Annotated in this window: 10 protein-coding genes and 1 pseudogene; 9 read left to right on the forward strand and 2 right to left on the reverse strand. The window is 34.2% G+C overall.

Annotated elements, in window-relative coordinates:
• Window positions 1–72: 72 nt before the first annotated feature.
• Complete coding sequence (ade, locus tag ACOYLP_RS03045; protein WP_422854701.1) at window positions 73–1,692, forward strand: adenine deaminase; 1,620 nt, start codon at window positions 73–75, stop codon at window positions 1,690–1,692.
• A gap of 42 nt (window positions 1,693–1,734) precedes the next feature.
• Here ade and rsmI read toward each other — a convergent pair whose 3' ends face one another.
• Together rsmI and ACOYLP_RS03055 are read right to left on the reverse strand one after the other, a co-directional pair.
• Window positions 1,735–2,439, reverse strand: a complete 705-nt coding sequence (rsmI, locus tag ACOYLP_RS03050) for a 16S rRNA (cytidine(1402)-2'-O)-methyltransferase (protein ID WP_422854702.1) — start codon at window positions 2,437–2,439, stop codon at window positions 1,735–1,737.
• Between the two features lie 68 nt (window positions 2,440–2,507).
• On the reverse strand, window positions 2,508–3,401 hold the full coding sequence (locus tag ACOYLP_RS03055; RefSeq protein WP_422854703.1) for a hypothetical protein: 894 nt from the start codon (window positions 3,399–3,401) through the stop codon (window positions 2,508–2,510).
• A gap of 287 nt (window positions 3,402–3,688) precedes the next feature.
• Between ACOYLP_RS03055 and ACOYLP_RS03060 the strand changes: the two genes are divergently transcribed.
• From ACOYLP_RS03060 to ACOYLP_RS03095, 8 genes and pseudogenes are all read left to right on the forward strand, one after another.
• A complete protein-coding gene (locus tag ACOYLP_RS03060; protein WP_422854704.1) occupies window positions 3,689–4,336 on the forward strand; it encodes a thymidine kinase in 648 nt (215 codons plus the stop codon).
• A gap of 9 nt (window positions 4,337–4,345) precedes the next feature.
• Window positions 4,346–6,790, forward strand: a complete 2,445-nt coding sequence (locus tag ACOYLP_RS03065; protein WP_422854705.1) for a bifunctional UDP-N-acetylmuramoyl-tripeptide:D-alanyl-D-alanine ligase/alanine racemase — start codon at window positions 4,346–4,348, stop codon at window positions 6,788–6,790.
• A 62-nt stretch (window positions 6,791–6,852) separates the two neighbouring features.
• Window positions 6,853–7,230, forward strand: a pseudogene (gene mscL, locus ACOYLP_RS03070) (large conductance mechanosensitive channel protein MscL).
• Between the two features lie 250 nt (window positions 7,231–7,480).
• Window positions 7,481–8,470, forward strand: a complete 990-nt coding sequence (locus ACOYLP_RS03075; RefSeq protein WP_422854706.1) for an aspartate-semialdehyde dehydrogenase — start codon at window positions 7,481–7,483, stop codon at window positions 8,468–8,470.
• A gap of 141 nt (window positions 8,471–8,611) precedes the next feature.
• Window positions 8,612–8,965 carry a hypothetical protein gene (locus ACOYLP_RS03080; protein ID WP_422854707.1) on the forward strand — a complete coding sequence of 118 codons (354 nt, stop codon included), beginning with the start codon at window positions 8,612–8,614 and terminating at the stop codon, window positions 8,963–8,965.
• Between the two features lie 61 nt (window positions 8,966–9,026).
• Window positions 9,027–11,261, forward strand: a complete 2,235-nt coding sequence (locus tag ACOYLP_RS03085) for a TonB-dependent receptor (protein WP_422854708.1) — start codon at window positions 9,027–9,029, stop codon at window positions 11,259–11,261.
• 159 nt (window positions 11,262–11,420) lie between these two features.
• Window positions 11,421–11,960: a fibrobacter succinogenes major paralogous domain-containing protein gene (locus ACOYLP_RS03090; protein WP_422854709.1), complete on the forward strand. Its 540-nt coding sequence runs from the start codon at window positions 11,421–11,423 to the stop codon at window positions 11,958–11,960.
• Window positions 11,961–12,108: 148 nt separating this feature from the next.
• Window positions 12,109–12,306, forward strand: a 198-nt coding sequence (locus ACOYLP_RS03095; RefSeq protein ID WP_422854710.1) for a hypothetical protein, incomplete at its 3' end; no start/stop codon positions are given.

Consider the following 12,306-nt stretch of genomic DNA (forward strand, 5'->3'; position numbering starts at 1 on the left):
AGTTTTAGTGTATATTTTTTAAGTTAAAACTAAAACAATATTCGCTACTTTTGAGACATAAAAACATTATCAATGCAAATTCAAGGTCAAATCGTAGACATTCCAAATCGCAAAATATATTCGGGAGAAATTACTATTGAAAATGGTAAAATCGCTTCCATAATTGAGGTAGCACACAACGTCAAAACCTATATTCTTACGGGTTTTGTTGATGCGCACATTCATATTGAAAGCTCAATGCTCGTGCCTTCTGAATTTGCCAAGATTGCAGTATTACACGGGACAGTTGGTACAATTTCTGACCCGCATGAAATTGCCAATGTTTTAGGGAAAGACGGGGTGCATTACATGATTAACAATGGTAAAAAAGTGCCTTTTAAGTTTCATTTTGGCGCTCCATCGTGTGTTCCTGCAACATTTTTCGAAACGGCAGGCGCTGTGATAGATTCGGAACAAATTAAAGAATTAATGGCATTACCTGATATTTATTATTTGTCTGAAATGATGAATTATCCCGGTGTTTTGTTTGATGTCGAAGAAGTTTTGAAAAAAATAGCCTGGGCAAAACATTTCAATAAACCAGTTGATGGTCATGCGCCCGGATTAAGAGGAGCTCCTATCGAAAAATATATTGCTGCGGGAATTTCAACAGACCACGAATGTTTTACCTATGATGAAGCTGCTGAAAAATTATCACTAGGAATGAAAGTGCTTATTCGTGAAGGAAGTGCTGCAAAAAACTTTGACGCTTTAATTGATTTGCTTCCAGAAAATTATTCAAATATGATGTTTTGTTCTGACGACAAACATCCGGATGATTTGATTGTTGGCCATATTAATTTGCTTTGTGCAAGAGCAGTTGCCAAAGGTTTTGACTTATTCAAAATATTGCAGATGGCTTGCATCAATCCGGTGAAACATTATAAAATGAACATTGGTTTATTGCAAAAAAATGATGCCGCCGATTTTATTGTGGTGGAAGATTTAACCCATTTCAAAGTACTGCAAACCTACATTGATGGCGAATTGGTTGCCGAAAACGGAAAATCCTTTATAAAAGATGTCGATTTTGAAAAACCTAATAATTTCAACACTCCAAAAAAACAGGTTATTGAGTTCGATATTAGCAGTTCGGCTTCAAAAATCAGAGTTATTGAAGCTCTTGAAGGACAATTAATTACGAATGAAATTCATCACAAACCAAAAATCGAAAATGGAAAAATCGTTTCTGATACTGAAAACGACATCCTGAAAATGGCGGTTGTCAACCGCTACGAAAATGCTCCGCCAGCAATTGCTTTCATTAAAAACTTTGGTTTGAAAAAAGGTGCGATTGCCAGTTCAGTTGCGCACGATTGTCATAACATTGTGGTAGTCGGAACATCTGATGAAGAGATTTTGAGTGCTGTAAATTTAATAATTGACAATACTGGTGGGATTTGCGCGGTGAATGGTAATGATAAAAAATCTTTGGCATTACCTGTTGCCGGAATCATGAGTGACCAAAATGGATGGGAAGCCGGGCGTTTATATCAGGAAATTGACTCCATGGCAAAGGAATTGGGTAGTGGTTTGAAAGCCCCGTTTATGACACTTTCGTTTATGGCTTTATTGGTAATTCCGGATTTGAAATTATCGGATAAAGGTTTGTTTAGTGGAAATTCGTTTTCTTTTGTGGATTTGGAAGTTTAAAAAAGTGGAAGGAATATAGAAATACAATATAGACGAGAATAATTATTCAGAGTCTATTTTCTTTGTCCTATTCTCTTTAGTCTTGCCTTCAACCACAGCTACAATTTCTCCTTTCGGAGCTTTTATTTCAAAGTGATTCAGTACTTCTTCTGCAGTTCCGCGAATTGTTTCTTCATGTAATTTTGATAATTCTCGTGAAACTGAAACTTGTCTGTCAACTCCAAAATACTGCACAAATTCAGCTAAGGTTTTTACTAATTTATGTGGCGAAACATAGAAAATCATTGTTCGAGTTTCTTCGGCTAATGCCAAATATCGGGTTTGTCTTCCTTTTTTTTCAGGCAAAAAACCTTCAAATACAAATCGGTCATTGGGTAAACCACTATTCACTAAAGCAGGGACAAAAGCAGTTGCGCCGGGCAAACAATCGACTTCAATATTATTTTCAACACAAGCACGCGTTAGTAAAAAACCTGGATCAGAAATCGCCGGAGTTCCTGCATCAGAAATTAGTGCAATGGTTTCGCCGCCTTTTAAACGCGAAATTAAATTTTCAACCGTTTTGTGCTCATTGTGCATATGATGGCTATGCATGTGCGTGGAAATTTCAAAATGTTTTAGAAGTTTTCCGCTGGTTCGCGTGTCTTCGGCCAAAATCAAATCGACTTCCTTCAAAACGCGAATGGCTCTGAAAGTCATGTCTTCAAGATTGCCAATTGGCGTTGGAACTATATATAATTTTGACATAAATAAATGGAACACAGATTTCGACAAATTAAATCTGTGCTAATCTGTGAAATCTGTGTTTTATAATTTTAGGTGAATTTTTTCTCAACAATTTCCATGAAGCGTTCATTATAATCTTCTTCACCAACCCAATAGTTGTAATCAGGAAGCACCATTTCATTTATAAAATTTTTGGCTTCTTCAAACGTATCAAATGTATTCAATTGCGAAATAACACGATTAAAATCTTCGTTGCTATCGTTAAAAAGATGTTGTACAAAACCAATTCGGTCGTTCAATCCAATAGCGATAGATTTTGTTGTCATCTCATTAAATGCGGCTGTTTTTGGTTCTTCCTTTGCTTCTTCTGCAACAGTTTGCTTTGCGTCTTCGGTTTCGCTCGAGTCAGATGTAAATAATGACACTTCATTTGTTTTTACAAAAACTGGTTCAGTATACTTACCAATATGATCTTCCAGTTTCTCTTCTAGTAGTGACTCAAAAGCAACTTCTGCAGGAACATCTTGCGCTTCTTGTTCCTCCTCTTCCGTTTCTAATTCAAAAATAGGTTTAAAAGCTGATTCTTCATTGGCAATTGGCTCTTCTTCGTCTATTGATTGTTCTTCTATAACTTCTTCCGGTTCTTCCAAAACGACACTTTGCTCCGCCAGTTCGCTATCGCTCGGGTCATCTTCCAATTCTGTTTGCTTCGCCTGTTCACTATCGCTCAAGTCTACCTTAGCTTCAGCTTCTAAAACTGAAGCTATTTCTAATTCAAGAGAATGTTCGAGCTTTTCTTCTAAAACAACTTCATCTACATCAGATTTTACCGATTCAAAATTGTCTTGATAGAATTTCAACACGGACAATGTTTCGTGTAATTTTTGTGATTCTTTATACAATTGGTCGACTTCCGACTTGTTTTTTAGCTTTAAAATTCGGTGTGCAATGCTGATTAATTCGGATTCTAATCTTTTTTTCATATGGAAGATTTTATTGTTTTTTTAGGTCATTTGCAATCGCTATAACTTTATTTTAATTTTAATTTGAATTACTTCTACTGTCGATTTCATACCTTTTGAAATATCATGGAATACAGTCGTCATATTTAATAATTTTCTTCCTGGCATTTATTTTGCCTATGGAAGAAGTAACCTTGGTTAAAATTTTTTACATTTGAATCGACGTAAAACTAAGAAAATTTTAAGCCGGTTTGTTTTCGTTACAAAGTAATAAAAACTATTCATTTTTAGCGCAAGAAAAATACAAAATGTTTCTCGAAAATACAGTAAATCATAAAGAACAATTTGGTTGGATCGAAGTCATCTGCGGTTCGATGTTTTCGGGTAAAACTGAAGAACTCATCCGAAGATTGAAAAGAGCGCAATTCGCCAAACAAAAAGTAGAAATTTTCAAACCTTCCATCGACACGCGATATAATGAAGAAATGGTAGTTTCCCACAATAAAAACGAAATTCGTTCAACACCAGTACCTGCAGCAGCTAACATAAGAATTTTGGCGCAAGGTTGTGATGTGGTCGGAATTGATGAGACACAATTTTTTGACGATGAAATTGTTGCTGTTTGCAACGATTTAGCCAATTCGGGCATTCGAGTGATTGTGGCAGGATTGGATATGGATTTTAAAGGAAATCCATTTGGTCCGATGCCAGCATTGATGGCAACAGCCGAATATGTTACCAAAGTTCATGCTGTTTGTACGCGTACAGGAAACCTGGCACATTATAGTTTTAGAAAAAATGACAACGATAAATTAGTAATGCTTGGAGAAACTGAGGAGTATGAACCATTGAGTCGGGCCGCATACTTTAACGCAATCCGTCAAAACATGATAGTAAAAGACCCAGAAAATTTATCAGACGACCCAAGCGCCAACGAATTGGCGAAGCAAAAATAAATCCTACTCTTGATACTAACCATCCGAAATATTGTCTCAATTATCAAAGCCCAATGGGTTGGACAAAATGAAACTGCTATTGTTGATTCTATTTCCATTGATAGCCGTTCGTTGCTAAATGATGAAAACACTTTGTTCTTTGCTCTCTATGGGCCTAATCATGATGGACACTTATTTATAGAAGAGCTTATTGCAAAAGGAGTTTCTCATTTTGTAGTGAGGAAAATCCCAGAAGGATTAGAACTTAAGGCCAAATTTTTAATCGTTGAAGATACTTTAGACGCCTTACAAAAGTTTGCAGCATATTATCGAAGTCTGTTTGACTTCCCTATTATTGGAATAACAGGTAGCAACGGAAAAACCATCATCAAAGAATGGTTGAATTTTCTTTTAAGTCCTGATTACAATATTATCCGAAGTCCCAAAAGTTATAACTCACAAGTTGGTGTACCTCTTTCAATTTTGGGAATCAATGAAAAGCACAATCTTGGCATTTTTGAAGCCGGCATTTCTCAAATGCATGAGATGGAAAAACTGCAAAAAATAATTCAACCAACAATTGGGATTTTAACTAACATTGGTTCGGCTCATGATGAAGGATTTTCAAGCGTTGCCGAAAAAATAAAAGAAAAGCTAAAACTGTTTATTTCGGTTAATGTCTTGATTTTAAATAAAAACAAAACTATTTGTGCATTTATTAATCCAAAAATAAAACAGTTTAGCTGGTGTTCAGACGATAAAAGTGCTGATGTTTTTATTACCAAAAAAAATATAGGCGAAGTAACTGAATTACATGTTACATATAGAGAAGATACTTTCCCGATTACCATTCCATTTCAAGACCAAGCATCAATAGAAAATGCTATTCATTGTATGATGGTGATGCTTTATTTTGGATATAACCATAGGGTAATTCAAACTAGAATGGCGCAATTGTATCCCGTAGAAATGCGTTTGAAAGTTAAAAATGGCATTTATAATTGTACCCTTATTGACGATAGTTACAGTTCAGATTTTCAATCGTTGAAAATTGCTTTGGACTTTTTAGAAAATCAAAACCAACATAAAAAGAAAACTATAATTCTGTCGGATATTTTTCAAAGTGGTTTAGGAAATGAAGAATTGTATTCTCTAGTTTCTCAATTAATTATTTCAAATAAAATCAACCGAGTAATTGGAATTGGCGAAACCATTACGCAATACAAAAGCAAATTTATTAATTGTATTACGTTTAAAAATGTATCCGATTTTACGAATGCATTTGAAAAACTAAATTTTGAGAATGAAACCATTTTAATTAAAGGCGCTCGCAATTTTCATTTTGAAGAAATTGTTTCCATACTTGAAGAGAAAACCCATGAAACAGTATTGGAAATTAACCTCAACGCCATCAGTCATAATCTTACCTTTTACAAGTCGAAATTAGAGCCTAAAACTAAAATGATGGTAATGGTCAAAGCGTTTGGCTATGGTAATGGCGGTTTTGAAATTGCAAAATTACTCGAACATCATAAGGTTGATTATCTTGGTGTGGCTTTCGCCGATGAAGGAATTTCGTTAAAAAATGCCGGAATTAGAGTACCAATAATGGTTTTAAATCCGGAAACTACAAGTTTTACAGCAATTATTCAGCATTATTTAGAACCGGAAATTTATTCTGTAAAGGGATTAAAAGCTTTTTTAAAAATTGCCGAACAAAAGAAACTCAAACATTTTCCTATACATATCAAAATCGATACAGGAATGCACCGATTAGGATTTGAAGAAGATAATCTAGTTGATTTAATCCAAATTCTGAAAGGAAACGAAACGGTACAAATTAAAAGTATCTTGTCGCACATGGCAACAAGTGACGATTTAAATCACGATACTTTTTCAAAATCACAAATTGCCTTGTTTGAAAAGCTGTCAACACAAATACAAACTGAATTAAACATAAAACCCATCCTACATATTTTAAATACTTCCGGAATTAGTAATTATCCTGAGGCACAATACGATATGGTACGATTAGGTATTGGTTTGTATGGTATTTCTAACGATGAAGAAGAACAGAAAGAACTAGAAAATGTTGGCACCTTGAAATCTGTTATTTCTCAAATCAGGACTATTGATAAAGGCGAAAGTGTAGGTTATGGCAGAAAATTTATTGCTGAAAGAAATACCAAAGTTGCCACTATTCCTGTTGGCTATGCAGATGGCATTCGCAGAAGTTGGGGTAATGGTGTTGGCTTCGTAACCATCAATGGGAAACAAGCAAAAATTATTGGTAGCATTTGCATGGATATGCTTATGGTTGACGTTACCGACATTGATTGCAAGGAGGGGAGTACTGTAATTATCTTTGGCGAAAACCCAACAGTACCTTTTATGGCTAAGGAATTAAACACTATTCCGTATGAAATTTTGACCAGCATTTCGCAAAGAGTAAAACGGGTATTTTTCAGAGAGTAATTTTAAAGTGTTAAAAATTTAGCTACCTTAGTTTTGTATTAACCAATAAAAACAAAACAATTATGGGAATGATTTCAGAATTTAAAGACTTTATTGCAAAAGGAAATGCCATGGATTTGGCAGTTGGAGTTATCATTGGAGCCGCTTTTGGCGCTATTGTAAATTCATTAGTTACAGATGTTATTACTCCTGCATTATTAGACCCAGCATTAAAAGCAGCACAAGTTGAGAACTTAGCTGATTTAAAAACTGACGGAGGAATTCTATATTGAAAGTTCCTGGCTGCGGTAATTAGCTTCTTAGTAATTGCCTTTGTTATCTTCATCTTGGTAAAATCTATTAACAGTATGAAGAAAAAAGAAGAAGCTGAACCTGCTACTCCAACCGGACCGAGCCAGGAAGAATTGCTTACACAAATTAGAGATTTACTGAAAAAATAATACCGCTACATTATATATTCTAAATTTATCCTGAATTCAATTTAGGAATAAACCGTTCATTAATTGGGACGGTTTTTCTTTTTGTCATTCCGACAACGGAGGAATCTCATAACAAGAATAATTTAATGAGATTCTTCGTCCCTCAGAATGACAAGTTTGTAAAAAATTATTTTTTTACCAAAACCAAACATAAACCAATTTTCTCTATACTTTTGTACTTAAAAAATAATAAATCGATAAAAATAGAAATATGAAAGTTGCTGTTGTTGGCGCAACCGGAATGGTTGGCGAAGTAATGCTTAAAGTTTTAGCTGAAAGAAATTTTCCGGTAACGGAATTAATTCCAGTAGCTTCCGAAAAATCGGTTGGAAAAGAAATTGAATTCAAAGGAATCAACTATAAAGTGGTTGGTCTTCAAACCGCTGTTGATATGAAAGCGGACATTGCTTTGTTTTCGGCTGGCAGAGAAACTTCTTTAGCTTGGGCTCCAAAATTTGCTGCAGCCGGAACCACCGTTATCGATAATTCTTCAGCATGGAGAATGGATCCAACAAAAAAATTAATTGTTCCTGAAATCAACGCAGCTGAATTAACTGCATCAGATAAAATAATCGCTAACCCAAACTGTTCAACCATTCAAATGGTAATGGTCCTAGCCCCTTTACATAAAAAATACAACATCAAACGTGTTATTGTTTCTACTTACCAATCTATTACAGGAACCGGAGTAAAAGCAGTACAACAATTAGAAAATGAGTATGCTGATGTAAAAGGAGAAATGGCGTATAAATACCAAATTCATCGAAATGCAATTCCACAATGCGATAGTTTTGAAGACAATGGATACACCAAAGAAGAAATGAAATTGGTGCGTGAAACGAAAAAAATTATTGGTGATGACAGCATTAATGTTACTGCAACTGCTATCAGAATTCCGGTAGTTGGCGGTCATAGCGAAGCTGTTAATGTGGAATTTTCAAATGATTTCGATATTAATGAAATACGCAACATTTTACATCATACTGATGGGGTAACAGTTCAAGATAATATAGACACTTATACTTACCCAATGCCATTATATGCTCAAGGAAAAGACGATGTATTTGTAGGTAGAATTCGCCGAGATGAAAGCCAACCTAATTCATTAAACATGTGGATTGTTTCTGATAACTTACGAAAAGGAGCGGCAACTAACACCATACAAATTGCTGAATATTTGGTGGCTCAAAAGTTGGTTTAGACTCCCGCGTTCGATTGACTAGAGAGCTTTTTCAAACTGAGCGAAGCTAATGACAATAATGGATAACGGTTTGATTTTGCAAATCATAAAATTTGTTAAATCAAACCGTTTTTCTTTTACCATAGCTTACATTTGCAATTGATGAAGAAAAGTTTACTCATAGTAAATCCAATCATGGGATTGTTTGTATTGCTGGCAATATTGTTTCAGTCGTTTGATGCTATGAGCCATTTGAAAAAACAATTTTCAGAAAAACATTGTCATCATAAATACGCTTTAAACAAAACTGAAGTTGGTCATGCCCATGAAGGTTTTGATCAATGCTTTGTTTGTGAATTTACTTTCAGCAGTTTTATTTCACCTTCCAAAATATGGTATACTTCTCAAAAAGTTGAGATTGTTATCCAATATTTTCCTTATTATTCCAAAGAAATAACCCAGTTTTTCCGAGGAAGTCTTTTCGCACTTCGGGCGCCACCAAATTTTATTGTTTAAAGTGAATTATTAAACCGATACGACATCGGTAAAGTATTTATTTATTCAATAAAATTATTTCATGAAATCAATCTACATTGCCCTAATGATAGGGTTTTCATATGTTGTGACTGCGCAGAATACAATCGTTGGAACTGTTTCCGATAAAGACAATAAAGCATTACCCAATGTTATTATTTCCATTCCTGAAATTCATAAAGAAACTATTTCTGATTCTGAAGGGAAGTATACTTTAACTAATTTGCCCAACGGCACTTTTAAAATTTCTTTTACATCTGTTGGATATACCACTAAAATTCTTGCTGTTTTATTTTCTGAAAAAGACCCGAGCTATAGCGAACTGGCGAAGCAAATTACTCAGAATATAACTTTGGAGGAGAGTATAATACACATGGATGAAGTGATTGTCTCTACAGCTTTTAACAAATTACAATCGCAAAATGTAATGAAAGTAGAACACGCAAGTTTAAAATCATTACAACAAAAAGGAACGGCAACATTGATTGAAGGATTGGCTACAATTCCGGGAGTTTCTCAAGTTTCAACCGGGACTTCTATCGGAAAACCTGTTATTCGAGGTTTGAGCGGAAATAGGGTTTTGGTCTATTCACAAGGTGTTCGACTAGAAAATCAACAATTTGGAGAAGAGCATGGTTTGGGTTTAAACGATTCTGGAATAGAGAGTGTGGAAGTTATTAAAGGTCCGGCTTCATTACTATACGGTTCTGATCCCTTGGGTGGTGTTTTGTACTTCAATCCTGAAAAATTTGCTAATCCAAAAGAATTCAAAACCGATTTTAGTCAACGATTATTTTTAAATTCGCTGGGAAGTAACTCTTCGCTTGGTTTGAAAACCTCCACAGAAAATTGGAAATTTTTAGCCAGTGGCAGTTTCAACACCCATGCCGATTATCAAGTTCCTAATGGCGAGCGGCTAACCAATACTCGTTACAACGAAACCGATTTGAAAACCGGCATTGGTTATAGTAATTCGAGCTTTTCGAGTGTGTTGCGCTATAATTTCAATAAGCTTGATTTAGGCATTCCAGAAAATGGTATTGCAGAACAATCAACAAGTCATACTACAACATTTCCAAAACAAGCAGTTGACAATCATATTTTGAGTTTACACAATAATTTCTATTTCAAAAATTCAAAATTAGATGCTGATTTAGGTTATATCTTTAATGACCGAAGAGAATTTGAAGACAGCAATATTGCAATTTTACATATGAAATTGCGAACATTCAATTATGATTTGAAATATTATTTACCAAAATTAGGCAAAATAGAAACCATTGTTGGTGTTCAAGGAATGCACCAAACGAATACCAATTTGGGTGCAGAATTATTAATTCCAGATGCGAGAACCAATGATTTTGGAGTTTTTGGTACGGCCAATTATGAATTTGGTAAAAATGTGTTACAAGCAGGTTTGCGTTTTGGCAACAGAAAAGTGACAAGTGAAACCCATGGAGTTATTGGAAATGAAGGTTATTTTGAAGCTATTGATAAAAGCTTCGACAGTTTTAATGCTTCCTTGGGATACAAAACTAACTTGACTGATGATTTTACATTACGATTAAATATAGCTTCAGGATTTCGTGCCCCAAATTTGGCCGAATTAACTTCGAATGGCGTTCATGAAGGAAGTAATCGTTATGAAATTGGAAATGATAATTTAGAAAATGAACAAAACCTACAAACCGATTTGAATTTGGAATTTAAAAGTTCACACTTTGAATTGTTTGCTAATGGTTTCTATAATCATATTAATAATTACATCTTTATTACTCCGAATGGGACTGTCATTGATGGCAATAATGTTTATGATTATGTTCAAGCAAATGCGAAATTATATGGAGGTGAAGGAGGAATTCATTTTCACCCGCATCCTCTAGATTGGTTACATTTTACGAGTAGTTTTGAAACGGTTATTGGTAAAAATAACAATGGAAATAATTTGCCTTTAATTCCAGCTAATAAATGGAACAATACTTTTAAAGGAGAATTTGAAATTAAAAATTGGTGGAAAGAAGGTTTTGCTACCTTAAATTTGGAAAACACTTTTGCCCAAAACAACAATAGTGAATTTGAAACCAAAACCAACGATTACACTTTAGTAAATCTAGGTTTAGGTGGGAAGCTAATTATTAACAAAGCTGTTTTTAATTTCAATTTAAATGCTAATAATGTCTTTAATAAGATTTATGTTTCACATTTGTCCCGATTAAAAACAGACGGGATTCCAAATATTGGAAGAAATATTGTTTTAGGTATTAATTTTATTATTTAGTACTAGTCAACCTCTTATTGGTAAAAGTTGCAGTTTTTATGCGATGAAAGCCAACTCAATTCTCTTAAAATCAATGAGGTAAATTTGCTATTTTTAAAATAATTTTTTTTATTTGTCTTTTTTAACACCTAAAATTTTAAATTTATATCATTATTCATTATGAAAAACAATTTAAAAAACTCCATTTTATTACTTATTGGGTTTACACTATTGCAATCCTGCTCAAAAAGTGATACTTCTGCTAATAATTCAACATCTACCACTATTACTATTGGAAATCAAGTTTGGATGAAAAAAAACTTAGAGGTAGATCATTACCGTAATGGAGACCCTATTCCTCAAGTTACTGACCCTACAGAATGGAGTAATCTTACTACTGGAGCGTGGTGCTATTACAACAATGACCCAGTTAATGGAGCAACCTACGGAAAACTATACAATTGGTATGCAGTGAATGACCCGCGTGGTCTTGCACCAGCTGGATATCACATACCATCTGATTCTGAATGGACTATTTTAACAAACTATTTGGGTGGAATTAATACAGCTGGCAGCAAAATGAAAGAAACAGTTACAGTTCATTGGACAAGCCCAAACACCTGCGCTAATAATAGTAGTGGTTTCTCTGGATTACCAGCAGGCTATCGTACACAAAAATCGACTTTGGTATTTAGTGATTTAGGTGGAACTGCTTATTGATGGAGTTCTTCTGAAGGTATTACTTCTTTTAGTGGTAATATTCGTTTTTTGACTACTAATTGTGAAGTTTTTAATATTGATTATTTTAAAACTGATGGATTATCAATTCGTTGCATTAAGGACTAATAAAATATAATTTTGTGCTATTATGAAATTAAAAAAACATCTAATATTAGCTAGTTTTAGCATATTATTTATAAGCATCTTAAACAGCTGTTCCTCCTCTGCATCTAGTGGAAAAACTTTTTATGACAACCGAAGTTCAAAAGAAGTTTTATTGGGTACCGTTACCGATGCATTATTAGGAAACACAGATCAACAAACTATTGAAAAAAACAAAAAACTA

Origin of the sequence: Flavobacterium sp. (genome assembly GCF_049318325.1) — a bacterium.
Lineage (GTDB): Bacteria > Bacteroidota > Bacteroidia > Flavobacteriales > Flavobacteriaceae > Flavobacterium.